Origin of the sequence: Paenirhizobium selenitireducens ATCC BAA-1503 (assembly GCF_900492185.1) — a bacterium.
Lineage (GTDB): Bacteria > Pseudomonadota > Alphaproteobacteria > Rhizobiales > Rhizobiaceae > Allorhizobium > Allorhizobium selenitireducens_A.
Window position 1 is genome coordinate 78,837 of sequence record NZ_UEYP01000005.1, and the last position, 23,202, is coordinate 102,038.

Annotated in this window: 24 protein-coding genes and 1 tRNA gene; 12 read left to right on the plus strand and 13 right to left on the minus strand. The window is 63.5% G+C overall.

All coding sequences use genetic code 11. From position 1 onward, the window contains the following. Positions 1 to 57 precede the first annotated feature (57 nt). Positions 58 to 705 carry a queuosine precursor transporter gene (locus tag RHIZ70P_RS10745; protein ID WP_115670306.1) on the plus strand — a complete coding sequence of 216 codons (648 nt, stop codon included), beginning with the start codon at positions 58 to 60 and terminating at the stop codon, positions 703 to 705. Between the two features lie 27 nt (positions 706 to 732). Here RHIZ70P_RS10745 and RHIZ70P_RS10750 read toward each other — a convergent pair whose 3' ends face one another. From RHIZ70P_RS10750 to RHIZ70P_RS10765, 4 genes are all read right to left on the minus strand, one after another. After that, a complete protein-coding gene (locus RHIZ70P_RS10750) occupies positions 733 to 1,740 on the minus strand; it encodes an esterase-like activity of phytase family protein (protein ID WP_115670307.1) in 1,008 nt (335 codons plus the stop codon). Positions 1,741 to 1,843: 103 nt separating this feature from the next. Continuing rightward, positions 1,844 to 3,745: a cobaltochelatase subunit CobT gene (gene cobT, locus RHIZ70P_RS10755; protein ID WP_115670308.1), complete on the minus strand. Its 1,902-nt coding sequence runs from the start codon at positions 3,743 to 3,745 to the stop codon at positions 1,844 to 1,846. A 9-nt stretch (positions 3,746 to 3,754) separates the two neighbouring features. Continuing rightward, complete coding sequence (cobS, locus tag RHIZ70P_RS10760) at positions 3,755 to 4,747, minus strand: cobaltochelatase subunit CobS (protein ID WP_115670309.1); 993 nt, start codon at positions 4,745 to 4,747, stop codon at positions 3,755 to 3,757. Positions 4,748 to 4,811: 64 nt separating this feature from the next. Then, positions 4,812 to 5,432 (minus strand): J domain-containing protein, encoded by a 621-nt coding sequence (locus RHIZ70P_RS10765; protein WP_115670310.1) that lies wholly within the window; start codon positions 5,430 to 5,432, stop codon positions 4,812 to 4,814. A gap of 104 nt (positions 5,433 to 5,536) precedes the next feature. On the opposite strand from RHIZ70P_RS10765, the gene RHIZ70P_RS10770 reads away from it, so the two are divergent. After that, on the plus strand, positions 5,537 to 5,818 hold the full coding sequence (locus tag RHIZ70P_RS10770) for a BolA family protein (protein WP_115670311.1): 282 nt from the start codon (positions 5,537 to 5,539) through the stop codon (positions 5,816 to 5,818). Positions 5,819 to 5,884: 66 nt separating this feature from the next. On the opposite strand, the gene RHIZ70P_RS10775 is transcribed toward RHIZ70P_RS10770, so the two are convergent. From RHIZ70P_RS10775 to RHIZ70P_RS10785, 3 genes are read right to left on the minus strand one after another with little or no spacing between them, the layout of a single operon-like run. Then, entirely contained in the window at positions 5,885 to 7,192 is a 1,308-nt protein-coding gene (locus RHIZ70P_RS10775) for an HlyC/CorC family transporter (RefSeq protein ID WP_115670312.1), read from the minus strand. Then, complete coding sequence (aroB, locus tag RHIZ70P_RS10780; RefSeq protein ID WP_115670313.1) at positions 7,189 to 8,316, minus strand: 3-dehydroquinate synthase; 1,128 nt, start codon at positions 8,314 to 8,316, stop codon at positions 7,189 to 7,191. The genes RHIZ70P_RS10775 and aroB overlap by 4 nt, the downstream gene beginning before the upstream one ends. After that, positions 8,303 to 8,902, minus strand: a complete 600-nt coding sequence (locus tag RHIZ70P_RS10785) for a shikimate kinase (RefSeq protein ID WP_115670314.1) — start codon at positions 8,900 to 8,902, stop codon at positions 8,303 to 8,305. Before RHIZ70P_RS10785 ends, aroB begins: the two co-directional genes overlap by 14 nt. 150 nt (positions 8,903 to 9,052) lie before the next feature. Here RHIZ70P_RS10785 and RHIZ70P_RS10790 point away from each other — a divergent pair, with 150 nt between their 5' ends. From RHIZ70P_RS10790 to RHIZ70P_RS10810, 5 genes are all read left to right on the plus strand, one after another. Beyond that, complete coding sequence (locus RHIZ70P_RS10790; protein WP_115670315.1) at positions 9,053 to 9,229, plus strand: hypothetical protein; 177 nt, start codon at positions 9,053 to 9,055, stop codon at positions 9,227 to 9,229. 2 nt (positions 9,230 to 9,231) lie between these two features. Then, the gene (gene xerD, locus RHIZ70P_RS10795) at positions 9,232 to 10,176 is read left to right on the plus strand and encodes a site-specific tyrosine recombinase XerD (protein WP_115670316.1); all 945 of its coding nucleotides are present in this window, start codon (positions 9,232 to 9,234) and stop codon (positions 10,174 to 10,176) included. Between the two features lie 63 nt (positions 10,177 to 10,239). Beyond that, a complete protein-coding gene (locus RHIZ70P_RS10800; RefSeq protein WP_115670317.1) occupies positions 10,240 to 11,193 on the plus strand; it encodes an acetyl-CoA carboxylase carboxyltransferase subunit alpha in 954 nt (317 codons plus the stop codon). Positions 11,194 to 11,363: 170 nt separating this feature from the next. After that, complete coding sequence (locus RHIZ70P_RS10805; RefSeq protein WP_115670318.1) at positions 11,364 to 12,662, plus strand: L,D-transpeptidase family protein; 1,299 nt, start codon at positions 11,364 to 11,366, stop codon at positions 12,660 to 12,662. Then, positions 12,659 to 12,886, plus strand: a complete 228-nt coding sequence (locus RHIZ70P_RS10810; protein ID WP_115670319.1) for a sulfurtransferase TusA family protein — start codon at positions 12,659 to 12,661, stop codon at positions 12,884 to 12,886. Before RHIZ70P_RS10805 ends, RHIZ70P_RS10810 begins: the two co-directional genes overlap by 4 nt. A 15-nt stretch (positions 12,887 to 12,901) precedes the next feature. On the opposite strand, the gene RHIZ70P_RS10815 is transcribed toward RHIZ70P_RS10810, so the two are convergent. Then, positions 12,902 to 14,095: a CobW family GTP-binding protein gene (locus tag RHIZ70P_RS10815; protein WP_115670320.1), complete on the minus strand. Its 1,194-nt coding sequence runs from the start codon at positions 14,093 to 14,095 to the stop codon at positions 12,902 to 12,904. A gap of 14 nt (positions 14,096 to 14,109) precedes the next feature. After that, a complete protein-coding gene (locus tag RHIZ70P_RS10820) occupies positions 14,110 to 15,192 on the minus strand; it encodes a D-alanyl-D-alanine carboxypeptidase family protein (protein ID WP_419178291.1) in 1,083 nt (360 codons plus the stop codon). 188 nt (positions 15,193 to 15,380) lie between these two features. On the opposite strand from RHIZ70P_RS10820, the gene RHIZ70P_RS10825 reads away from it, so the two are divergent. The 4 genes from RHIZ70P_RS10825 (at position 15,381) to RHIZ70P_RS10840 (ending at position 18,361) form a co-directional block, all read left to right on the plus strand. Beyond that, complete coding sequence (locus RHIZ70P_RS10825; protein ID WP_115670527.1) at positions 15,381 to 16,544, plus strand: M20 aminoacylase family protein; 1,164 nt, start codon at positions 15,381 to 15,383, stop codon at positions 16,542 to 16,544. Between the two features lie 137 nt (positions 16,545 to 16,681). Continuing rightward, positions 16,682 to 16,758, plus strand: a tRNA-Arg gene (locus RHIZ70P_RS10830). A gap of 136 nt (positions 16,759 to 16,894) precedes the next feature. Next, positions 16,895 to 17,935 carry a hypothetical protein gene (locus RHIZ70P_RS10835; protein WP_147293989.1) on the plus strand — a complete coding sequence of 347 codons (1,041 nt, stop codon included), beginning with the start codon at positions 16,895 to 16,897 and terminating at the stop codon, positions 17,933 to 17,935. Positions 17,936 to 18,127: 192 nt separating this feature from the next. Next, positions 18,128 to 18,361: a hypothetical protein gene (locus RHIZ70P_RS10840; protein ID WP_115670323.1), complete on the plus strand. Its 234-nt coding sequence runs from the start codon at positions 18,128 to 18,130 to the stop codon at positions 18,359 to 18,361. Between the two features lie 58 nt (positions 18,362 to 18,419). On the opposite strand, the gene RHIZ70P_RS22995 is transcribed toward RHIZ70P_RS10840, so the two are convergent. From RHIZ70P_RS22995 to RHIZ70P_RS10855, 4 genes are all read right to left on the minus strand, one after another. Beyond that, positions 18,420 to 18,566, minus strand: coding sequence for a hypothetical protein (locus RHIZ70P_RS22995; RefSeq protein WP_181903997.1), 147 nt, complete (start codon positions 18,564 to 18,566; stop codon positions 18,420 to 18,422). 115 nt (positions 18,567 to 18,681) lie between these two features. Further along, on the minus strand, positions 18,682 to 19,107 hold the full coding sequence (locus RHIZ70P_RS10845) for an HD domain-containing protein (RefSeq protein WP_115670324.1): 426 nt from the start codon (positions 19,105 to 19,107) through the stop codon (positions 18,682 to 18,684). Positions 19,108 to 19,371: 264 nt separating this feature from the next. After that, positions 19,372 to 19,875 carry a ferritin-like domain-containing protein gene (locus tag RHIZ70P_RS10850; RefSeq protein WP_115670325.1) on the minus strand — a complete coding sequence of 168 codons (504 nt, stop codon included), beginning with the start codon at positions 19,873 to 19,875 and terminating at the stop codon, positions 19,372 to 19,374. A gap of 110 nt (positions 19,876 to 19,985) precedes the next feature. Beyond that, on the minus strand, positions 19,986 to 21,860 hold the full coding sequence (locus RHIZ70P_RS10855) for a heavy metal translocating P-type ATPase (protein WP_235842207.1): 1,875 nt from the start codon (positions 21,858 to 21,860) through the stop codon (positions 19,986 to 19,988). A gap of 117 nt (positions 21,861 to 21,977) precedes the next feature. Between RHIZ70P_RS10855 and dxr the strand changes: the two genes are divergently transcribed. Then, a complete protein-coding gene (gene dxr / locus RHIZ70P_RS10860; RefSeq protein ID WP_115670326.1) occupies positions 21,978 to 23,171 on the plus strand; it encodes a 1-deoxy-D-xylulose-5-phosphate reductoisomerase in 1,194 nt (397 codons plus the stop codon). Positions 23,172 to 23,202: the final 31 nt, after the last annotated feature.

A 23,202-nucleotide genomic window follows, 5' to 3' on the forward strand; every position in this document is an offset into this window, starting at 1 on the left:
CCTTTTCCTTTTCGACACATCCCTACTCCAACTGGTGGCATCACCCAGGATAAAAAAATGCTGAAAACGCGCTATATCCTTGCCTACTCCCTGCTGATGACGGCTATCGTCGTCGCTTCGAACATTCTGGTCCAGTACCCGCTCTCCGGACAACTGGCCGGCATCGCGCTCGGCGACCTTCTGACCTACGGTGCCTTCACCTATCCGGTCGCCTTTCTGGTCACTGACCTTACCAACCGCCAGTTCGGCCCGAACACCGCCCGCAAGGTCGTGTTCATCGGCTTCGTCGTGGGTGTGGCGCTGTCCTTCGTGACGTCCTCGCCGCGCATCGCCATTGCCTCCGGCACGGCCTATCTGGCCGGACAATTGCTCGACATCACGGTGTTCAACCGGTTGCGCCGCCTTTCCTGGTGGAAGGCACCGCTGCTCGGCTCGATTTTCGGCTCCGTGCTCGATACGGCGATCTTCTTCTCGCTGGCCTTCGCCCCGATCTTCGTTCTGATCGGCCCGAACGACGACTTCGCCATCGAATGGGCGCCGATCCTCGGCATTCTCGCGACCGATGCACCGCGCTGGATCTCCTGGGCGATCGGCGACCTCAGCGTCAAGATGCTGGTCGGTCTGGTGATGCTTTTGCCCTATGGCGCGCTGATGAGCGTCGTCAGGCCGATGCCGGCGACGGTGCCGCCCGCGACCGCCCGTTGACAGGGAACGCCGGCCCGTCGACAGGGTTTAGTCGACGAGCCGGAATTCCAGCATCAGGTTCCGCTGCAGGATCGAGTGGTTATCGTCCGACACGAGGATGATACGGGTTGAGCCGTCGACGGCAGCGACCACGTCCAGCCCCTCCATATTGTCGATCTCCTCACCCATCCCGGCCTCGAGAATGACCTCTCCGTCGACCACGGTACCCGGCCTGAGGCTCGCGCCATCAATGCGGCGGATGCGCAAGCCGACGCCCGTCGCCAGCGTGAACCTTCGCTCGAGCAGAAGCAGGTCGCCATCGGGGAGGAAATCGCCGTCGGTCACGTCGAAGCCGTCATGCGCCGCCACCCGGAAGGCGCCGGCGAGCGGCCCGTCGAGGATGCCCGCGAAGAGGTCGCCATTGCCGTCCACGCTCTTTTCCGCGACCGTGATCAACCCGCCCTGCAGCGGGCTTTCCGGAGCCGAGAGCGCGAGGGTTTCAAGCCCGCCATTGTTGCGCAGTTCGCCGACGGGAAACGGCAACGGAAAGGACATGCGGAACGGTCGTGCCTTTTCGACTGCCGAGAGAGGCCGGTAGCCGGAAACCCGGTGCCGCTGCTCATAGCCGACCAGCACGTCTTCGCCCCGGATTGCCAGGCTCTCGGCATCGACATTGTATTTTCGCTGGTCCCCGCGCCCGTCGGCATCCAGCATGGCGGAGATCATCACGTCCGAAAGGGTGGAGAGCCGTCCCTCCGCGTCGCGGCGGACCTCGCCGGAGATCCAATGCCCCGTGTCGAGAACGCCGAGAAATCGCTGGCCGTCCGGCAGGAAGCGGATCGCCGACCAGGCGCCGAACAGCGGCTCGGACGAGGAGAGCTCCAGTCCACCGACGAATTCGAGCGCACCGAATCGCGTCTCGGATGAGCCGGGACGGAAGGTGGTAATCACCGTCGCTTCGACCGGTGCCGACTGCGCGCGCGCGATCTGGGGCCAGGCCACGGAGACGACCACGGCGCAAAGGACGGCAAAAGGGGGATAGGATCGCAAAATCATGCCCTTCACTTTCTGGGACAAAAGCTCGGCTCTGGAGAGGTGCGATTCCACCCGGAAGAGCGCTGGAGGAAGGCCGACGCAGGGTCGGGACAGCGTCCGCTCGTCAGCCGGCGCGGCGGGCGCGACCGCTGCGCTTGCCGGTGGTCTGCTGATCCTCGAACAGCGCCGCGAGCTGCTCGGTCATGGCGCCTGCCAGTTCGTCGGCATCGACGATCGTCACGGCGCGGCGATAGTAGCGCGTGACGTCGTGGCCGATACCGATCGCCAGAAGCTCGACCGGCGAACGCGTCTCGATCTGCTCGATCACGGCGCGCAGGTGGCGCTCCAGGTAATTGCCCGGATTGACCGACAGCGTCGAGTCGTCGACAGGCGCACCGTCGGAAATCATCATCATGATCTTGCGCTGCTCGGGGCGGGCCATCAGGCGGCCATGCGCCCACATCAGCGCCTCGCCGTCGATGTTTTCCTTGAGCAGGCCTTCGCGCATCATCAGGCCGAGATTGCGGCGCGACCGGCGCCAGGGCGCATCTGCCGACTTGTAGATGATGTGGCGCAGGTCGTTGAGACGGCCGGGCGTCGGCGGTTTGCCGCCGGCCAACCACTTCTCTCTGGACTGGCCGCCCTTCCATGCCTTGGTGGTGAAGCCGAGGATCTCGACCTTGACGCCGCAACGCTCCAGCGTGCGCGCCAGAATGTCCGCACAGGTGGCGGCGACCGTGATCGGCCTGCCGCGCATGGAGCCGGAATTGTCGATGACCAGCGTCACCACGGTATCCCGGAACTTGGTGTCCTTCTCCTTCTTGAAGGAGAGCGGCTGCATCGGATCGATCACCAGACGCGTCAGCCGCGCCGGGTCGAGATAGCCTTCTTCCAGGTCGAATTCCCAGGAACGGTTCTGCTGCGCCATCAGGCGACGCTGCATGCGGTTGGCGAGGCGCCCGACGGCCCCCTGCAGATGGGCGAGCTGCTTGTCGAGGAAGGCGCGCAAGCGCTCCAGCTCGGCCTCGTCGCAGAGCTCTTCCGCGGTGACGATCTCGTCGAATTCTTGGGTGAATATCTTGTAGTCGACCTTCTCGTTGAAGTCGTCGAAGGGACTTGCGGGCCGGCGCATCTCGCCGGGCGTCTCGCTGTCCTCCTCGCCCTCCTCCATCATGTCGTCGTCGGATATCTCGGCGCCGTCCATCTCGCCGTCGTCCATCTGCTCCTGCGAGGCTTCGCTTTCCTCGGCGGGAGCCTGTTCCGAACCGGCCTCTTCCTCGGCGCTCTCCTGGTCTTCCTCGTTGGAGCGCGGCTGATCCTCGTCGGTGGTGCTCTCGTCCTCGCTCTCCTCGGCGTCATCGCCGACGTCCTCGGCCATTTCCATGGCGGAGAGCATGTGGCGGATCACCCGGGCGAAGGCCTGCTGGTCATTGATCGCCGTCGGCAGATCGTCGAGATCGGCACCCGCCTTCTGCTCGATGAAGGGGCGCCACAGGTCGAGCACCTTGCCGGCCGATTCGGGCGGTTTCTCGCCGGTCAGCTTCTCGCGCACCAGCATGGCGACGGCTTCCTGGATCGGCGCGTCTTCCTGGCGGTTGATGCCGGAGAAATTGGCCTTGGCGTACTTCTCCGCATTCATCGCGCTGATGTTGTCGCCCATGCCGCTCATCCGGAGCGCGCCGATCGATTCGACGCGGGCCTGCTCGACGGCGTCGAACACCAGACGGGCATCCTGCCCTTGAGGGGCCATGGCGCTGTGGATCTTCTGGTCGTGGCAGGCGAGGCGCAGCGCCATCGAATCGCCGAGCCCGCGTGTTACCGCAAGCTCGTGCGCCGTCGGCTTCTTCGACAGTTCCGGCAAACGCACGCGTTCGCCAGCAAGCCCGGGCCGCTCATTGGCGAACACCACCTCGACATCCGGGCTGCCCGCAACCGCGCGGATGCAGCCGGTGATCGCCCGCCGAAGCGGTTCGGCATCGGGCCCGATACCGGGCTTTGCTCTCGTATTGTCGCCGCGACCTGCCATCGTGCCCCCTCAGGCGCCGAGCACGATATTGGCAGCGCTCTCCTTCAGCTCGACGCCGAAGGCGCGCTGATATTGTTCAGCGACCAGCGTGCGCTCGAGTTCGTCGCACTTGTTGAGGAAGGTGACGCGGAAGGCGAAGGCGACATCGCCGAAGATCTCGGCGTTTTCCGCCCAGGTGATGACGGTGCGCGGGCTCATCACAGTCGACAGGTCGCCGTTGACGAAGGCCGATCGCGTCAGGTCGGCAAGGCGAACCATGCGCGAAACGGTGTCACGGCCCTGCTCCGTCTTGTTGAAGCTCTTGACCTTGGCGAGAACGATATCGACTTCCTTCTCGTGCGGCAGATAGTTCAGCGTCGTGACGATCGACCAGCGGTCCATCTGCGCCTGGTTGATCTGCTGCGTTCCGTGATAGAGGCCGGTGGTGTCGCCGAGGCCGACCGTGTTGGCGGTGGCAAACAGGCGGAAGGCGGGGTGCGGACGAATGACTCGGCTCTGGTCGAGAAGCGTCAGGCGGCCGGAGGATTCCAGCACGCGCTGGATGACGAACATCACGTCCGGCCGGCCGGCATCGTATTCGTCGAAGACGAGCGCGACATTGTGCTGGTAGGCCCAGGGCAGGATGCCGTCCTTGAATTCGGTGATCTGCTTGCCATCCTTCAAGACGATCGCGTCCTTGCCGACGAGATCGATACGGCTGACGTGACTGTCGAGGTTGACGCGCACGCACGGCCAGTTGAGGCGCGCTGCGACCTGCTCGATATGGGTCGACTTGCCGGTGCCGTGGAAACCGGAGACCATGACGCGGCGGTTATGGGCAAAGCCGGCGAGAATGGCGAGCGTGGTGTCCCGGTCGAAAAGATAGTCCGGATCGAGATCGGGCACGTAGGCGTCACCCTTGCTGTAAGCCGGGACGCGCAGATCGCTGTCGATGCCGAAAACCTCGCGCACCGACACGGTGGTGTCGGGGAGATTGGAAATATCCAGTTCAATTTTGCTCATCGTCTCTCCATGCCGGGCGACACCGACCGGCCTTCCAAATATAGCGCGCTGCAGGCACCAGCGATTAACAGAAACCTGCCTGCTTTAACAATTGATACGCCTGAATGACAGCGCGAAAACGCTCTTCCGAGCCCCTGTCTCCGCCATTTGCATCCGGATGGTGTTTTTTTACAAGCTCCTTGTAGCGGCTCTTGATTTCCGGGGCGCTACAATTCGCCGCAAGGCCGAGCGTATCGAGCGCCTTGGCCTCCAGGCTCTTCAGTTTGCGCGCCTGCGGCTGGGCGCGCGTGCCGCCGCCTTGTTTGACGAAGCCGAACGGGTCCTTGATGCGGGCCTGGGATGCCGCCGATCCGGATCGCATGGTCGAATGCAGCGGGCTCGATTTCGCCGCCTTGTTGACGCCGACCGTCCAGGTCGGGCGATGGCCGGTGATCGCCTCCTTCTGGTAGCGGGCGATCTCGGTGTCGGACAGGCCGGAGAAATAGTTGTAGCCCTTGTTGTATTCCTTCACATGCTCGAAGCAGAACAGGAAAAACTGCCCCTCGGCATTGCGGCCGACGGGAGCACGATGGACACCAGGCTTTTCGCAACCGTCCCACTGACAGGTCGGCGTGGCTTTCTCCGGCTCCGGCTCGCGCTTGCGGCGCGTGCGGATCCGGTCGAAATATTTTGAGTCGAGTTTCATCTTGTAATTATGGTGCCTCCGGCATCCGACAACAAGAATTGACAAACGGGATTGTTCTGGGCTTTGTGAGGCTTTGCCCGGGGCGGCGCAGCGCGAGGAATGTCATGTCTCTCAGCACCAGAATTGAGGCGAAACTGCGCGAGGCCTTTTCGCCCGAACGCCTTTCCGTCATCGATGAAAGCGCCCAGCACGCCGGACACCAGCCGGGCTTTGCCGGTGTCGAGGGCACCCATATGCGGGTGCGGATCGTCGCCCAGGCCTTCGCCGGCATGACCCGCCTGGCGCGGCACCGGGCGATTACCGAGCTTTTGCAGCCCGAACTCGACGAGGGCCTGCATGCGCTGGCGATCGAGCCGGCGGCGCCGGGCGAGGAAACGCGCTGGTAGCCCTCCCCGCCAGGCGAAAAACCGGGCGGTAGCACTCGGCCATCGCCCCGCGTCGAGACAAATTACTTAAGTCTGCTTGTCCGCTTCTTCCGCAGGCCGTATGCGCAGCTTGGTGATGCGGTTCTTTTCCCGCTTCATGACGATGAAGCGCTTGCCGTAGAAGGTGAAGGCCTGGCGCTCTTCGGGAATGGATTTCGACTCGTGGATGACGAGACCCGCGATCGTCGTCGCCTCCTCGTCGGGCAGGTTCCAGTCGAGCGCGCGATTGAGGTCGCGGATGGGCACCGTTCCATCCACCACGATCGAACCATCGGCCTCCTGCCGCACGCCCTGAATCTCGAGGTCGTGTTCGTCGGAAATGTCACCGACGATCTCCTCGATGATGTCCTCGAGCGTCACGATCCCCTGCACCTCGCCATACTCGTCGACAACGACGGCGAAATGCACCTTGCGGCGCAGGAAGGCGGCGAGCTGGTCCTTGAGATTGGTCGTGTCCGGCACGAACCACGGCTTCTGGGCGATCTTGACGATTTCCAGATTGTTGGACTCGACATTGGGTTCGGCAAGCGCCCGCAGAAGATCCTTGGCATGGACCACGCCGATGATGTTGTCGGTCGAACCGCGCCAGAGCGGCATGCGGGTATAGGGGCTTTCCAGCACGGCACGCACCGCCGCTTCCGGCGGATCGTCGGCATTGACGCCGCGCATGGCGGTACGGTGGATCATGATGTCGGAGACCTCGAGCTCGCCCAGATCGAGAACGCCGCCGAGACGGTCGCGATCCGCCTTGACCACGGACCCCTCGCGATGGAGCAGATCGACGGCGCCGCGCAACTCCTCGTGCGCCGACAGCATCGGCGCCTCCTTCGATAGCGACAGGCCGAAGATGGCGAGCAGGCCGCGGACGATGAAATTGACCAGGCTCGACAGCGGACCGACGACAAGGACGAAGACGCGAACGAACGGCGCCACGGTCAGGGCGAAGCGGTCGGGTGAGGAAATGGCCCAGCTCTTCGGCAGCACTTCCGAAAAGATGACGAGAACGACGGTCATCACCAGGGTGGCGATCGCCACGCCCGAATCGCCGAACAGACCCAGGAACAGGCTGGTGGTCAGCGACGAGGCGAGGATGTTGACGAGATTGTTACCGATCAGCAGCGCACCGATCAGCCGGTCGCGCCGCTCGATCAGCAGACTGACCAGGCCGGCGCGCTTATCGCCCTGATTGGACAGGCTGTGCATTCTTGCGCGCGAAGCCGCCGTCAGGGCCGTCTCGGAGCCGGAAAAAAAGGCGGACGCGGCGATCAGCGCGAAGATCACCAGGATCAGGGTCCAGTATTCACCGAGCGCTGAAAACAGGGTGTCCATGGTCATACTCCGCGCATTTCCTCCAGGAAGGCAAAGACCTCAGAGGCAGGCACGTCGTCGGCGACGAAGGACTGACCGATGCCGCGCGTGAGAATGAAGGTGAGCTTGCCGCCCTTGACCTTCTTGTCCTGGCCGATCGCCTCCATCAGGAACTCGGTCGACGGCAGTTCTCCGGGGATCTCGTCCATGGAGGTCGGCAGGCCGACCGCCTTCAGATGTGCCTCGACGCGGGCGACGTCCTCGACGCCGAGAAGGTTGAGGCGGTTGGAGAAGCGATGAGCAAGCGCTATGCCGATCGAGACGCCTTCGCCGTGCACCAGGCGGCTGCTGTCATACTCTGTCGCCGCCTCCAGCGCATGGCCGAAGGTGTGGCCGAGATTGAGCAGCGCCCGGCGTCCGTTCTCGCGCTCGTCGGCCACCACCACGTCCGCCTTGGCCTGACAGCTGGTGGCGATCGCCTCGATGCGCGCAGGCCCGCCGGCAAAGACGTCGCGCCAGTTGCGCTCGAGCCAGGCAAAGAAATCCGGTTTGTCGATCAGGCCATATTTGACAACTTCGGCATAACCGGCGCGGAATTCGCGTTCGCTCAGCGTGTTGAGAACATCCGTGTCGGCCAACACCAGGTCAGGCTGGTTGAAGACGCCGACGAGGTTCTTGCCGTGACGGGTGTTGATACCGGTCTTGCCGCCGACCGAACTGTCGACCTGGGAAAGGAGCGAGGTCGGGATCTGGACGAAGCGCACGCCGCGCCGCACGATGCCGGCGGCAAAGCCGGTCAGGTCCCCGATGACCCCGCCGCCGAGGGCGATCACCGCGTCATTGCGCTCGATGCGGGCTTCGAGCAGGACGTCGCAGACCTTGGTCAGATAGTCGAAGCTCTTGGTCTTCTCGCCCGGCGGCAGCGACAGCGACACCGCTTCGATGCCGTCGGTCTGCAGGCTGTCCATCAGCGGGTCGAGGTAGATCGCGCCGACATTGTCATCGGTGATGATTGCCGCCTTGCGACACTTGATGCGCGTCGAGATCTCGCCACCGGCGCGACCGATCAGGCCCGGGCCGATCAGGATATCGTAGGCGCGCTCGCCGAGCGGCACATGGACCAGCCGTTCTTCGCTTTCAATCTTGCTCATGTCTGCTGCCTTTACCGGTGTAGTCGAGAATGGCTTCCAGCACTTCCCTGACGATCGTCTCCTTGCGCTCGTCGCGCGACTGGATCGTCATGTCGGCGAGCGCATAGATCGGGTAGCGCTGGTTCATCAGGTTTTCGAGTGTCTGCTTGGGGTTCTCGGTCTTCAAGAGCGGCCGGTGATCGCGCTTGTTGACGCGCTCCCACAGCACGTCGAGATCGGCCTTCAGCCACAGCGAAATACCGCCGCGCTCGATCTGTTTGCGGGTCTTCTCGTTGATGAAGGCACCGCCACCCGTGGAGATCACCCGGGGGCCTGTCCTCAGCAGCCGCTTGATGACCCTGGTCTCGAGCGCCCGGAACTCCTCCTCGCCGTAGGCCGCGAAGAGTTCGCTGATCGTCATGCGCGAGACCCGCTCGATCTCGTTGTCGGTGTCGATGAAGGGCAGGCCGAGCTGGGTGGCGGTCATGCGGCCGATCGCCGACTTGCCGGCGCCCATCAAGCCGACGAAAACCAGATTGCGCCGCCCCAGCGCGGCCCGCGCGCGTTCGCCCAATGTCGGGGCAACGGGATATGTGGTTTCGTTCATTGACCTGTTCGCATCCGTTTCCCAACGGTATTGACAAATGAGCGGCGAGCGTCAAGCCATACGCTGGAATGAATGCGATGGCACACTGCCTTGCAAAGCCTCCGGCGCGCGCCCAGATAAGGCGCCGTTCGCAGCCCTCGGGACCCAACGATGCCGACGCTCTTTCGCTTTCTCTTCTTCTGCGCCACGATCGCCGGGATGATCTACCTGGCGATGTGGTCGCTCGTCGTCTTCGTCGAGCCGCGCGAGCGCGACGTCACGGTGCGAATTCCCTCCGAGCGTCTCAATCCGCCGGAACAGGCTGTGGACCAGGAACCCGGGAGATAGCCTTGGCCGACCTCAGCCAGGCCCGGGTCGAGGCCTTCCTGGAAATGATGAGCGCGGAGCGCGGCGCGGCCGCCAACACGCTTTCGTCCTACCAGCGCGACCTCGATGACCTTTTCTCTTTCCTCAACGGACGCAAGGTAAGCCTCGGCTCCGCCGAGAGCAAAGACCTGTCCGCCTATCTCGGCGACCTCGCCAAACGCGGGTTTCAGCCGACCTCGCAGGCGCGGCGGCTCTCCACCATGCGGCAGTTCTACAAGTTCCTCTATGCCGAGGGGCTGCGCGGCGACGACCCGACCGCGATCCTCGACTCGCCGAAAAAGGCGCGTCCGCTGCCGAAATTCTTGAGCATCGACGATGTCGGCAAGCTGCTTTCGCTCGCCGAGGAGGAGGCCAGCCTGCCGGGACCCGGCCAGTTTGCCCGCCTGCGCCTGCTTGCCCTGATCGAGCTGCTCTATGCCACCGGCATGCGGGTGAGCGAACTCGTCGCCCTGCCGGCCAAGGTGCTGACCCAGGAAGGCCGCTTCCTCGTGGTGCGCGGCAAGGGCAACAAGGAGCGGCTGGTGCCGCTGTCGAAGGCCGCGATCGCCGCCCTTTCCCGCTATGGCGCCAGGATGGCGGCAGAGCGCGGCGAGCGTGAGGACAGTCCTTATCTGTTTCCCGCCGCCAGCAAGGAAGGCCACCTGCCGCGCCAGGTTTTCGCCCGCGACCTCAAGGATCTGGCAGTCCGGGCGGGCCTGCCGGCCGCGAGCGTCTCGCCGCACGTGCTGCGGCATGCCTTCGCCAGCCACCTTCTGGCCAACGGCGCGGACTTGCGCGTGGTCCAGGAACTGCTGGGCCACAGCGACATTTCAACGACACAAATCTATACGCATGTGCTGGACGAACGCCTGAGGGAGCTGGTGCAGACGCATCACCCTCTTGCAAAAAAGGCCAAAAACCTTGATTAGAGCCCTCGACACCGGTGCCAAGCGCCCGAACGGCATAGGGCAAAACGATCGGAACCCGATTTCATGCATAATTATCTCGACTTCGAAAAGCCCATCTCAGACCTGGAAGCGAAGATCCACGAGCTGAAAAAGCTCGCGGAAGAGGATGAGAGCATCGACACGTCCGAGGAGATCGGCCGACTGGAAGCCCGCACCCGCGAGGCGATGGAAGAAATCTACTCCAAGCTCAACGCCTGGCAGAAGACGCAGGTCGCCCGACATCCGCAGCGCCCGCATTTCGTCGATTATGCCGCCGAGCTGTTCACCGAATTCACGCCGCTTGCCGGCGACCGCAAGTTTGCCGAAGACGCCGCGATCCAGGCTGGCCTCGCCCGCTTCCGCGGTCAGCCGGTCGCCGTGATCGGACAGGAGAAGGGCAACGATACCAAGTCGCGCCTGAAGCACAATTTCGGCAGCCCTCGTCCCGAAGGCTATCGCAAGGCGATCCGCGTGATGGAAATGGCCGACCGCTTCGGCCTGCCGGTCATCACCCTGGTCGACACCGCCGGCGCCTATCCGGGCATCGGCGCGGAAGAGCGCGGCCAGGCCGAGGCCATCGCCCGCTCGACCGAGATGTGCCTTGGCCTCAAGGTTCCCATGGTCTCCGTGGTGATCGGCGAGGGTGGCTCGGGCGGAGCGATCGCCATTGCCACAGGCAACCGCGTCTACATGCTGGAACATGCCATCTATTCGGTCATCTCGCCGGAAGGCGCTGCCTCCATCCTGTGGCGCGATTCGACGCGCGCCAAGGAAGCGGCGACCAACATGAAGATCACGGCCGAGGACCTGAAGGGCCTCGGCGTCATCGACGGCATCATCCCCGAACCGGTCGGCGGCGCGCATCGCGACCCGCAAATGGTGATCAGGGCAGCCGGCGACGTCATCTCCTCCGCGCTTGCCGAGCTGACCCCCAAGCCGGGCGACCAACTCCGCACCGAGCGGCGGCAGAAGTTCCTCAACATCGGCCGCAATCTTTGAACGGTGCGGCCTTCAGGTCACAATGCTGCTGTTTTCGCAGGCTAAGGCGCGTTTGAGTTCGGTTTGAAACGCACCCTTGGTTTATGATTTGTGAAGTTTGTGATCATAAACTGACAAGGTCCGCTTTCTGACGAAAGCCTTTCTGTCCTGTTCGAGATGAGCCTTTCGCAATGCGCTGGAAATCGACCGCTCTTGCCCTGACCTTTGTCGCCGCCCTTGCCGGGTGCAATGACACGCTGGACAGCTTCGACCCGGCCTCGGTGTCGAACAAGGTCGAACATCCGCTGCCCTCGAAGATCCTGGCCGAGATGAAGGCCAAGGGCATGGACCGAAACTCGCCGATCGCCATTCGCATCCTCAAGGAAGAGGGCGTGCTGGAGATCTGGAAGGCAAAGACCAACGGGCGCTTCGACAAGATCAAGGAATACGAGATCTGCGCCTGGTCCGGGCGCCTCGGCCCGAAGATGAAAGAGGGCGACCGGCAGGCGCCGGAAGGCTTCTATCCGCTTTCGCCGCACCACCTGAACCCGAATTCGAAGTATTATCTGGCGATCAATACCGGCTTTCCCAACCGCTACGATCAGTCCAACGGCCGCAACGGCACGAACCTGATGATCCACGGCGCCTGCTCGTCGTCCGGCTGCTATTCGATGACGGATGCGCAGATCCTCGAGATCTACGCCTTTGCCCGCGACGCCTTCAAGGGTGGCCAGCAGACCATCCAGTTGCAGGCCTTCCCCTTCCGCATGACCGCCGAGAACATGGCGCGCCATCGCCATAGCCAGCATTACCCCTTCTGGGAAATGCTGAAAGTCGGCTACGACAATTTCGAGGTGACCAAACGGCCGCCGGAAGTCGCCATCTGCGACAAGAAGTACGTCTTTAACCAGCAGGCTGCGGACGGCAAAACCTTGAGCCCGACCGCCGCCTGCCCGCCGATGTCGACCCCGCCGGCCCTTCAGGCGGCACTCGCCTCCTACAATGCCACCTATTCCAAGGATTATGCCAAGGCGCTGAAGAAGTATGACGGCAAGATCTGGTATGATCCGACCGAGGCCGAACGCAAGGCGCTGGTGGCCAACCAGCGCAAGGGCCATGATCTGGCCTATGCCCCGACCGGCTCGGCGCTGAAAGCGGGCAAGCTGCTGAAGATCGAGGACGCGGCAAACCAGTCCAGGCCGGTGGCGAGCGCGACGGCAGCGATCGAGCGGCTGGCGGTGCAGCCGGCGGGCGCCCCGCAGGCCCCGGAAAGCGCCGCCGCACAGGTCCCGCCTGCGGCCACCCAGGCCACGTCCCCCCAATCCACAGCGGCAGCCGCACCGGCGACCGCCGCACCTGCGCCCGCCTCTCCCGCCGGCCAGACCGTGGCGGTGCCCGTCCCTCAGCCGAATCCGCTGGCCGCACCGGCCCCGGTAGAGACGGCGGAAACGAAGAAGAAGCCCTTCTGGAAGTTCTGGCAGTCGCAATGAGCGACGCTACCCTCTACGACCTGAAGGGGCTGAAATGCCCCTTGCCGGTTTTGAAAACCCGTCGCCGGCTGGCGGACATGCAGCGCGGCGACGAACTCTGCATCGAGACGACCGATCCGCTTGCGGTGATCGACGTCCCGCATTTCTGCTCGCAGGACGGCCATGCGCTGGTCGAGACCGTGAAGCTGGAAAACGGTCACCGTTTTCGCATTCGCAAGGGCTGAACCGCCCGTTTGCGATCAGATCTTCATGCCGGGAATGGCCAGCGGATTGTCCTCGAGCGCCGCACGATCGGGCCTGTCGACCTGCGGCCGTCCGGTAAAGGCATCGAAAAGCTCGCGCACATAGCTTTCCTCGAGGTCGCGGGTGATGAGTACGAGGCGGGTGCGCCGATCCTTGGGGTCCGGCCAGGCGGCCAGCCGCACGGGCGGATGGAAGATCGACTGCACGCCATGCAGAACCATCGGCCGGTCGGGGCGATCGGTCAGCGCCACCACAGCCTTCATCCGCAGCAGCTTTTCGCCCTGGTTGGAGCGCAGGATGTCGATGAACATCTCCAGCGCCATCGGGTCGATCGGCTGGTCGTGAACGATGGAATAGGACCGGATCCGCTCGTCGTGCCGGTTTACATCATGAGGATGCTGGGCGTGATGCTCGTGATCACGCCCCTCGTGACCACAGATCGCGCAATGCTCCCCCTCCGCATGGTGGTGGCGATCATCGCCATGCCCATGATGATGATGGTCATGATCGGCGCGCGCCTCGTCCTTCAGCCAACGATCGACATCGGGGATCTTGCTCGTCGGGTCATAGAGACCATTGGCAAGCACCGCCGCACTGCCCGCCTCCGGAGTGTCGCCGTCGGTGACGATTGCCCGCGGATTGAGCGCGTGAAGCCTGGCAAGCAGCGCAGTCGCGGTCGCAGGATCGGCAAGCTTGGTCTTGCTGAGGATCAGCCGGTCGGCGACCGCCACCTGGCGCACGGCTTCCGGATAGGTGTCGAGCGTCAAGAGGCCGTGTACCGTGTCGACAACGGTGATGACGCCGTCCAGATCGAAGGACTGGGAGAGTGCCGGATGGCCGATGACCGACTGCATGACGGGTGCCGGATCGGCAAGGCCGGTGGTCTCGATCACGACGCGAGACAGCGGCTTCAGCTTCCCCGTCTGCATGCCGTCCAACAGCTCGGCGAGGGTGTCGACCAGTTCGCCGCGCACCGTGCAGCACAGGCAACCATCGGCCAGTTCGACGATCGAATCATTCGATGCATCGACCAGCATGTGGTCGATACCCACCTCGCCGAACTCGTTGATGATCACCGCCGCATCCTTCATTGCCTTGTCCTTGAGGATGCGGTTGAGAAGCGTCGACTTCCCCGCCCCGAGAAACCCGGTGATGATCGACACGGGGATGCGGCCGTTGTTATCGGACATGACCTGCTCCGAGATCAGAACGTCGGACGGGGCTTCGGGATCGGCACATTGGCGATCACGCCGGCCGCGCCGTTCTGCTTTTTCGGCTGAGGCTCGCTTCCCGGAATCAGGCCGGCGAAGACGCTGCGCGGCGGCCGGCCCATTTCGTGGATGTAGGGAGACAGCAGTTTCATCCGGCCCGCCTCGTCGCGGCCTTCGCTGCGCACCTTGCGGGCCTGCGGATTGCAGATCTCGGCGCTGATGTCGGTGACCGTGTCGCGGCCGGCCCCATAGGGCGCCAGGCTGCCGAGGTGCTGGCCCGCCCCTCGCGGCGAGGTGAGAGCCTTCTGCAGTAGATCGGCCGACATGTCGGCCCTGGCGCCGAGACTGTCGGCACCGAGCACGACCGACACTACGGTCCGGCCGTTGCGGGTGGCGGACGACACCTGGTTGAAGCCTGAGGCGCAGATATAGCCGGTCTTCATGCCATCGGCCCCGTCGAAGCGGCCGATCAGCAGATTGTAGTTCGGATATTCCTTCTTGCCGGTGTTTACGCCTTCCAGGGCGAAATAGCCGGCATATTCGGGAAACTCGCGCCGCAAGGTGACCGCCAGGACGGCAAGATCGCGCGCCGTCGTATACTGACCCTTGCCCGGCAGGCCGTTCGGATTGACGAAGCGCGACGAGGTCATGCCGAGCGCCTGGGCGTCGGCGTTCATCCGTGCGATGAAATTGTCGAGCGAGCCGCCGACACGCTCGGCAATCGCCACCGCGACATCATTGGCGGACTTGACGATCAGGAGCTTCAGCGCGCTGTCGAGCGTCATCTGCGCGCCCGGCGCGTAGTACATCTTGCTCGCCGGCTGGGCCGCTGCCTTCTCGCTCATCACCACGACGCTCGAAAGCGACAGTTCACCGGCGCGGATCGCCTTGAAAGTGGTATAGGCGGTCATCAGCTTGGTCAGCGACGCGGGATACCATTTCCGGAAGGCTTCCTCGTGGGCGATCACCTGGCCGCTTTGGACATCGACCACGATCTGCGGATTGGCGAGGGTCAGGCTCGGCAGGCTCGCGACGAAGGCGAAGACCAGCGCCGTAAGACGACGGGTTCGGCGCATCTTGGGCGGCATGCTGGAAGTGTTCGACGGCACGGTGAAACCTCTTCGACGCGGATCTGTCTCGCAAAGGCGAGATAATTGACCTATGACGGAAAGCAATGGCAAGAGCCATTGAATACGTCAATCTCAAGGCGCACATTCGGCGCCGACCGCACGACATAGCAGAAATAGACGAGCAGGACAGCAACATGCCGATATTGAACCGCGCCGCCGAGCTTCAGGCGGAGGTCAGCGAATGGCGCCGCCATCTCCATGCCAATCCCGAGTTGCTCTACGATGTCGAGAACACTGCGGCCTTCGTCGCCGCCAAGCTCGCGGAATTCGGCGTTGACGAAATCGTGACCGGAATTGGCCGCACCGGCGTCGTCGGCGTGATCAAGGGGCGCGGGACCAGTACGCGTGCCATCGGCCTGCGGGCCGACATGGACGCGCTGCCGCTCGACGAAATCAGCGGCAAGCCCTGGACCTCTCAAGTGCCAGGCCGCATGCACGCCTGCGGTCATGACGGGCACACCGCCATGCTGCTTGGCGCCGCCCGGCATCTCGCCGAGACGCGCAATTTCAACGGCCGCGTCGTGGTGATCTTCCAGCCGGCGGAAGAAGGCGGCGCCGGTGCGCTGGCCATGGTCCAGGACGGACTGATGGAGCGTTTCGCCATCGAGGAAGTCTATGGCATGCACAACATGCCGGGCCAACCGGTCGGCACCTTCTCGATCCGCAAGGGCGGCATCATGGCCGCGCCCGACAAGTTCTTCATCACCGTCAAGGGCCGCGGCGGCCACGCCGCCGAACCGCACAAGGCGATCGATCCGATCGCCATCGGCGCACAGATCGTCACGAACCTGCAGCTCATCGCCTCGCGCAACGCCAATCCGCTGCGCTCCGTGGTCGTCTCCGTCACCCGGTTCAACGCCGGTACGACCCACAACATCATCCCGGAGGAGGCCTCGCTTGCCGGCACCGTGCGCTCGCTCGACGAGGCCGTGCGCGATCTGGCGGAGGCGCGCATCCGCGACATCGCCCGCGGCATTGCGAGCGCCAACGGCGCCGAAGCCGAAGTGGTCTATGAGCGGGCCTGTCCGGTGACGGTCAATCATGTGGCCGAAACGGAACATGCGGCACGTGCCGCGATCGACATCGTCGGCAGGGACCAGGTCGACACCGAGGTCGATCCCTCCATGGCCGGCGAGGACTTCGCCTTCATGCTGCAGGCACGCCCCGGCGCCTACATCATGGTCGGCCATGGCAATACACCCGGCCTCCACAATCCGGCCTATGATTTCAACGACGAGGTCCTGCCCTACGGCATTTCCTACTGGGTCCGGCTGGCCGAGCAGCGCCTGACGGACTGAGGAAGCCGCTTTCCGGCGCGCTTGTTAGCCGATCCACGCCGCGGATCGGCCCGGCAGGACGCAAGCGAGCCACACCCCGCTCCACCTGCAAAAACGCTTGGCTTCACGGCCGGGCTTTTGTATGGAGTTCAACCAGTGGTCCCGTAGCTCAGCAGGATAGAGCACCAGATTCCTAATCTGGGGGTCGCGCGTTCGAATCGCGCCGGGATCACCAATGTATCCAAGCTGATCTTGTACCTTCTGATAAGAGGGGACGGCACCTGCTGCTTCCATTTGGCAACAGGGCTTGACGCATTCACGTGACCAGCTTTAGGCTACCATGGATTGTGAACTCCCCGGGAGGAAAGTCTGTGGCTCTGACTTCACTTATCAAGAAAACTTTAGGAGGAAAGCCTGTGGCATTGACTAATGCGGAAGAGATCGCAGGGCGTCAGGATGTAGTTCCCTCGGCTAGGGCAAGCCGACGCATTGGAAATTACTTTGATGAGCTGTCGCGCGGCATCAATCCCTTTGGGTTTATTCCCACCTTCGGCGTCGCGGACGCATCGACGCCCCCCGAAGAGATCGCAAGCCTGTTTGACAAGTTTGGCCTCGTCAAGGTGCGCGGTGTTTATTCGCCGAAGGAAAGTGAAGCTCTGCACAAGCTCTGCGTGGAGTTTTCGAAGCTCAAGCCACTGGATTTTCGTGAGGTATTCAAGGGGACGAGCAAGGGCTTCACCGGGGGGGCTCCGGTCTTGAATGACAAGCGCTTCTGGCCTTATGCCGCCAACAAATCCGTCCGGGAAGCCGTTCAGAAAATCCTCGGCCCCAACGCGACAGAATTCGGCAGCTCGGTTGCGGCACATTACAGCGCGCGTGGCCTGCATCGCGACTATCGGCAACTTTGCGAGAAAGCCGGATCTGCGTATCACGTCAGTGATCCGCAAAAGAGAATTGTCCGCGTTTTGCACTATTGTGCCGCTGAAAACATGCAGGGGGGCATGCTCGGTGTTATTCCGTTCTCGCATAACGAGAAAAAGTTCGCCGAACAAAGCAAGCGTATCGGTCTCAAGCAACCCATTGAATGGTTTGACACCCATCGGTCAGAGCTGACCAAGCTGAGGGAAACGAAGAATTTTGCCAAAGTCGATGAAATTGACAGGCATATTGTCTGGGTCGCGACTGATCCTGGCGACGTGCTGATCACGAACTCGGCAATGCTGCATTGCGGAGAACACATGCTGTCGCCGCGCTATTTTTTCGTTTCTTCCTATACGGAGATCAATGACGAAACGCTTCCCATGGCGGCCCCGCAAATAAAGACCGAAACAGCAAAGGCTTACCATCGCTATTTGGCTGATCTCGGATTTGGAGGAAGCAAGGCCCTTTTGACAAAGGTCGAGAAGGTCTAATCGCACCGGATGGCCGGGGATCATGAGGGCTCCGCATACGTCCTTGTTACGTTCATTGACGGGAGTGCGGATGGCATAGATTGGCCATCCAACCCCTGCCATTGAAGGGTTGAATTCAGCCTCGAAATGCCGATGATCCTTCAAGGAATGTCGGCCCGGGTGCAGTCCGGGTCGCCAACACGGGAGGGAGCCATGGCATTCACGTTCCCCGAGTCCTCGGCAAAGAAGGCGGATCCCGTCGAGCGGGCGATCCGGCAGATCAATCGAAAGGCGTCCATTTCATCCGACGCCGGCCGCGTCGAGAATGCGACGGCATTCGTGGTCTATCTGTACGAGAACGGCATTCACGATGAGGAAGACCTGGTCGAACTCGCCTTGCTCGCCGGGGGCAAGCGTTACGATCCGACCACGGGCGCCTTTGTCTAGGGAGCGAATAGCCGATTGGCGCTCGCGGCGAAATCTCGGTCACAAGCAAAACGCGTGTTCAGGGGTGGTCGGAAATGCTGGCGGTGGTTCGGCGATCGAAGACCTCGGCATCCGAGAAGAGCCAGAGGACCGAGCCGATCACGGCGCCCCACAGAAGGATGGAGATGTTGATCGCAAAGATGAGCGCCTTCAGCCGCGTGGTCATGCCTCGATCTCCTTCGCCCCACTTACAAGGCTAGATCGTCCAACTTGCTCAACGCTTAAGAAATTCAGTAAAATGCGGCAAAGGGCAACGTCGGTAGAAGCCATCACCGCCCGGTTCAAGGGTTGGCGGTACCGTTGAGGATCTCGAGGCCGCGCTGATATTTGCCCTTTTCCCGGCCCGCCATCTCAGCCTGCCAGAGGTTGTCTTCCAGATCGGCCTGCTTGACCCGGCGGGCCAACGGGTTGGCTCCGGCACGACGCACGAGCGCTTCGTCTTCCTCCATCGGTCGCCGCGTGAGTGCGTCCACGGCTGCGACAATGGACGGCGCAAACCCCTCTTCCTTAAGGCGGTCGAGCGTCCAGTTGCGCCCCTTCTCGACGACATCGTGCAGATAAGCCACGGTCCTGGCTTGCTCGTCGACCATCGAGGCTGCGACCCGCTGGCAGTGTTCGAAATACGGGCGACCCAGCTTGTCGAGCTGCCCCTGATGAGCGTCGGCGGCAATCTGGACGGCATGGTCGAGGTGAACGGAATCCTGCATGTACATGGTCCCTGCGATAGCCCGCATTGCTGTCTATTGAGCCACAATGCGACGACAGTGACGCGCCTTGGCCGAAAGAGCGATGGTGTTTCGCGCGAAACCGCGCCGCGGTTCGCCGATTGCGGTCCAATCTCGAGCTAGGTTGGCGCGAGAACCTGCCTGCGCCACGCTCCCTCCAAAGACGACGCGGCGAGATTTCCTCACCGCATCGTATGAAGCAGTTCCCGGACCCGGCAGTCGCCCAGCCCGCGAACAATACTGCGGTCAGGCCGCCTTCTTTTCGCCGGCAGCCACGTTGACGGCCGTTTCGGCAAGCTTGGAAAGCGCGTCGTCAGTCTTGGACTCCTCGGCCAGCGTCTCGTCGAGCAACTTGGCCGCATCCTTCAGGCCGAGCTGCTTGGCCCAGGCGCTGAGCGTGCCGTAGCGGCTGATCTCATAGTGTTCGACCGCCTGAGCGGCAGCCAGAAGGCCAGCGTCGAGTGCCGGAGCGCCCTTGAAATCCTCCATGATCTCCTCGCCCTCCTCGATGATGCCGTCGATGGCGGGGCAGGTCTTGGCGCGCGGACGCTTGCCGATGATCTCGAACACCTGCTGCAGGCGCTCGATCTGGCCTTCGGTCTCTTCCTTGTGCTTCTCGAAAGCGGCCTTCAGCTTCGGGTCCTGGGCGCCACGCGCCATCTTCGGCAGAGTTTTGAGGATCTTGCGCTCGGCATAGTAGATGTCCTTGAGCGTCTCATAAAAAAGGTCGTCGAGAGTCTTCTGTGCCATGGGGGTGTCTCCTGGTTGGGAAAGGGAATTCACACCCTCCCAACACGACTCCCCACCGGTTTGTTCCCCCCGAAGCGGCCGAATCCGCAAACAACCTCAGGTTTCCAGCCTCACCTCAGCGGTGCCGGGTGTGGGCTTGCCGGAACGCTGAGCGCACGCAGGGCATTGAGGATGACCGCGACATCGATCAACTCCTGGAGCAGCGCGCCCTGGACGGGAGGAAGATAGCCGAACGCGGCGGCAATCATGGCCAGCAGCGAAAGGCTCAGGCCGACCACGACGCTCTGCAGGGCGATAAGCCGCGTCCGCTGGGCGATCCGCAAGGCGACGGGCAGCCGGCCCAGGTGATCGACCAGGAGCACGACGTCGGCCGATTCCGAAGAGGCAGCCGCCCCCCGCGCCCCCATGGCGACGCCGACATCGGCCGCAGCCAGCGCCGGGGCGTCGTTGACCCCGTCGCCGATCATCATGACCGGACCGTTGCGGCGCTCGGCGATCACCATCTCCACCTTCTCCGGCGGCAGCAGGTCGCCACGAGCCTCGTCCACGCCGAGAAGCGCGCCGGCGGCCTCGACCGCATCGGCATGATCGCCGGAAGCGAGAACGAAACGGGTCACGCCGGCGGCGCGGAAGGCGGAAATCGCCTCGCTTGCGTCGTCGCGGATCCGGTCCGACAGCAGGATGATCCCCGCGACGTCGCCGTCCAGGCCGACCGCAACGACCGCCGTTCCCGGCGGCAGATCCCGGCCCAGGGCATAAGGATTGCCTGACCGGCACTTTCCCCGCACGAAGTCGCTTCCGCCGACCACCACCGACAGGTCGCCGATCCGGCCTTCGAGGCCGGAGCCCGGCGTTTCGACAATATCGGCAGGCATGGAGAGCGCCATGCCGCGTTGCCGCGCCGACTGCACCAGCGCCTCGGCGCTGACATGGTTGGAGGCCTGATCGAGCGAAGCGGCAAGCCGAAGCAGTTCTTCCGGGTCGATCTCGTCGGCGGTGCGAATCTCGACCACACCGGCCTTCCCGCTGGTCATGGTGCCGGTCTTGTCGAGCACGGCGATGCGCACGCGGGCCAGCCTCTCCAATGCCCCACCGCTCTTGACCAGAACGCCGAAAGAGGCGGCGCGCGACATGCCGGAGATGATCGCCACGGGCACGGCCAGGATCAACGGACAGGGCGTCGCGACCACGAGCACGGCGAGCGCCCGCAAGGGATCGCCGGTCGCCCACCAGGCCGCCCCGGCAATCACCACGGTCAGGGCGAGGAACCACAGGGCATAGCGATCCGCCAGCCGCACCATCGGTGCCTTGCTTTGCTGCGCCTGCTCGACCAGCCGGACGATCCCGGCATAGGTACTGTCTGCGGCCGCGCGCACGACCTCGAGATCGAAGGCCGCGCCGATCGACGTGCCACCACTCGGCATGTCGTCACGGGAAAAGAAGCGCGCCGGCATGGCTTCGCCCGTCAATGCGGACATGTCGATATCGGCCCGCGCTGCGAGTAGGCGCCCATCAACCGGCACGACTTCGCCGCGGCGGACCAGAATGCGCTCTCCGGGAGCAAGCGCCTCGATCGGCACCTCCTCCAGACCTTCGCGCGCATAGCGCATGGCGGTGCGTGCGGTGCGCCCGAGCAGCGCCGTCATTTCCCGTCGGGCCCGGCCCTCGGCGAAGTTTTCGAGCTGTTGCCCGCCCGCATACATCAGGGCGACGATATTGCCGGCCAGCGGCTCGCCGAAGGCAAGTGCCGCGCCCATGGAGAGCCCGGCGATGACATCGAGGCCGAAATGGCCCTGCATGAGGGACAGGACGATCTCGACCAAGAGCGCCAGGAGCACGAGCGCCGTGCCGACAGACCACAGGCCGGACGCCCATTCCGTCTGCCCGGTGAAAAAGGCGATGCCGCCCATGGCCAGCGTCGCCAGCGCGACGAGCGCCAGCAACGGCTGGCCATAGCGCCGCAGACTCCCGACCATACCCTGCATCAAAAACCTCCGGACATGCGTGACTCTGGGCGACAGGCCGCAGGATACGAAGCTTGCCGCATTCAGCAATCCCTTGTAGACGCATCTGCGATTGAAGCAATCTTCCGGACAACCCGAATGACCCTCGAAAAGCCACAGCCGCGCCGACTGACGATCCTCGGATCGACCGGTTCGATCGGCGTCAATACGCTGGACGTGGTCAACCAGCTCGGCGGCCGCGAAGCCTTCGAAATCGGCGCATTGACCGGCAACGGCAATATCGAGCTTCTCGCCGAGCAGGCGCGCACCATAGGCGCCAAACTGGCCGTCACGGCCGACGAGAGCCAGTACATGACGCTGAAGGATGCGCTGGCCGGGAGCGGCGTCGATGTGGCAGCCGGGCGCTCGGGTCTGGAGGAAGCGGCAAGCCTTGACGCCGACTGGGTGATGGCAGCGATCGTCGGCACCGCCGGTCTTGGACCGACGCTGACTGCCGCCGCCCGCGGCGCCGATATCGCGCTCGCCAACAAGGAATGCCTGGTCTCGGCGGGCCAGCTCTTCGTCGAGGCGGTCAAGGCTGGTGGCGGACGGCTGATCCCGGTCGACAGCGAACACAGCGCGATCTTCCAGTGCCTCGACAACAGCCAGCGCCCGGCGCTGGAGCGGATCATTCTCACCGCTTCGGGGGGGCCGTTTCGCACCTTCACCCGCGAGCAGATGGCCGGCGTCACCGCCGCGACGGCCAGAACGCACCCCAACTGGTCGATGGGCCTTAAAATCTCCGTCGGCAGCGCCTCGATGTTCAACAAGGCGCTGGAAATGGTCGAGGCCAAGCACCTGTTCGACGTTGCGCCCGAGCAGATCGAGGTCGTGGTCCATCCGCAATCGATCGTGCACTCGATGGTCGGCTATAGCGACGGATCGGTGATCGCCCAACTCGGCGCACCCGACATGCGCACGGCGATCGGCTATGCGCTGACCTATCCGAAACGACCGGCTCTCAATGTCGACCGGCTCGACTTCACCAAGCTGTCGCGCCTTGATTTCGAGGCGCCCGACGAGACCCGCTTCCCCGCACTCCGGCTTGCGCGCACGGCGCTCACCCGCGGCGGCCTGCAAGCGGCAGTCATGAACGCCGCTGAGGAAACCGCCTTCAACGCCTTCGTCGAGGAGAGGATCGGTTTCCTCGACATGGCGGACATCGTCGAGGCGGTAATGGAGCGCCTGATCGATTGCGGAGCGGCGAGTACGATTGCCGAGGTGTTTGCCGCCGATGCCGAGGCGCGCCAGGTCGCCGGCGAGATCATCGCGGCGGACGAAAAAACCGCCTGACCAGCAGGCGGTTCCTTCAGATCGTCAAAGA

Bases quoted from the DNA above. Each gene is read 5' to 3' on its own strand.
- RHIZ70P_RS10855 (WP_235842207.1), bottom strand. From the start codon at position 21,860: ATGCAGGGTATGGTCGGGAGTCTGCGGCGCTATGGCCAGCCGTTGCTG.
- cobT (WP_115670308.1), bottom strand. From the start codon at position 3,745: ATGGCAGGTCGCGGCGACAATACGAGAGCAAAGCCCGGTATCGGGCCC.
- RHIZ70P_RS10850 (WP_115670325.1), bottom strand. From the start codon at position 19,875: ATGGCACAGAAGACTCTCGACGACCTTTTTTATGAGACGCTCAAGGAC.
- RHIZ70P_RS10745 (WP_115670306.1), top strand. From the start codon at position 58: ATGCTGAAAACGCGCTATATCCTTGCCTACTCCCTGCTGATGACGGCT.
- dxr (WP_115670326.1), top strand. From the start codon at position 21,978: ATGACCCTCGAAAAGCCACAGCCGCGCCGACTGACGATCCTCGGATCG.
- RHIZ70P_RS10790 (WP_115670315.1), top strand. From the start codon at position 9,053: ATGCCGACGCTCTTTCGCTTTCTCTTCTTCTGCGCCACGATCGCCGGG.
- RHIZ70P_RS22995 (WP_181903997.1), bottom strand. From the start codon at position 18,566: ATGACCACGCGGCTGAAGGCGCTCATCTTTGCGATCAACATCTCCATC.
- RHIZ70P_RS10840 (WP_115670323.1), top strand. From the start codon at position 18,128: ATGGCATTCACGTTCCCCGAGTCCTCGGCAAAGAAGGCGGATCCCGTC.
- RHIZ70P_RS10820 (WP_419178291.1), bottom strand. From the start codon at position 15,192: ATGCGCCGAACCCGTCGTCTTACGGCGCTGGTCTTCGCCTTCGTCGCG.
- RHIZ70P_RS10805 (WP_115670318.1), top strand. From the start codon at position 11,364: ATGCGCTGGAAATCGACCGCTCTTGCCCTGACCTTTGTCGCCGCCCTT.
- RHIZ70P_RS10815 (WP_115670320.1), bottom strand. From the start codon at position 14,095: ATGTCCGATAACAACGGCCGCATCCCCGTGTCGATCATCACCGGGTTT.
- aroB (WP_115670313.1), bottom strand. From the start codon at position 8,316: ATGAGCAAGATTGAAAGCGAAGAACGGCTGGTCCATGTGCCGCTCGGC.
- RHIZ70P_RS10785 (WP_115670314.1), bottom strand. From the start codon at position 8,902: ATGAACGAAACCACATATCCCGTTGCCCCGACATTGGGCGAACGCGCG.
- RHIZ70P_RS10825 (WP_115670527.1), top strand. From the start codon at position 15,381: ATGCCGATATTGAACCGCGCCGCCGAGCTTCAGGCGGAGGTCAGCGAA.
- RHIZ70P_RS10800 (WP_115670317.1), top strand. From the start codon at position 10,240: ATGCATAATTATCTCGACTTCGAAAAGCCCATCTCAGACCTGGAAGCG.
- cobS (WP_115670309.1), bottom strand. From the start codon at position 4,747: ATGAGCAAAATTGAACTGGATATTTCCAATCTCCCCGACACCACCGTG.
- RHIZ70P_RS10810 (WP_115670319.1), top strand. From the start codon at position 12,659: ATGAGCGACGCTACCCTCTACGACCTGAAGGGGCTGAAATGCCCCTTG.
- RHIZ70P_RS10775 (WP_115670312.1), bottom strand. From the start codon at position 7,192: ATGACCATGGACACCCTGTTTTCAGCGCTCGGTGAATACTGGACCCTG.
- RHIZ70P_RS10750 (WP_115670307.1), bottom strand. From the start codon at position 1,740: ATGATTTTGCGATCCTATCCCCCTTTTGCCGTCCTTTGCGCCGTGGTC.
- RHIZ70P_RS10770 (WP_115670311.1), top strand. From the start codon at position 5,537: ATGTCTCTCAGCACCAGAATTGAGGCGAAACTGCGCGAGGCCTTTTCG.
- RHIZ70P_RS10845 (WP_115670324.1), bottom strand. From the start codon at position 19,107: ATGCAGGATTCCGTTCACCTCGACCATGCCGTCCAGATTGCCGCCGAC.
- RHIZ70P_RS10765 (WP_115670310.1), bottom strand. From the start codon at position 5,432: ATGAAACTCGACTCAAAATATTTCGACCGGATCCGCACGCGCCGCAAG.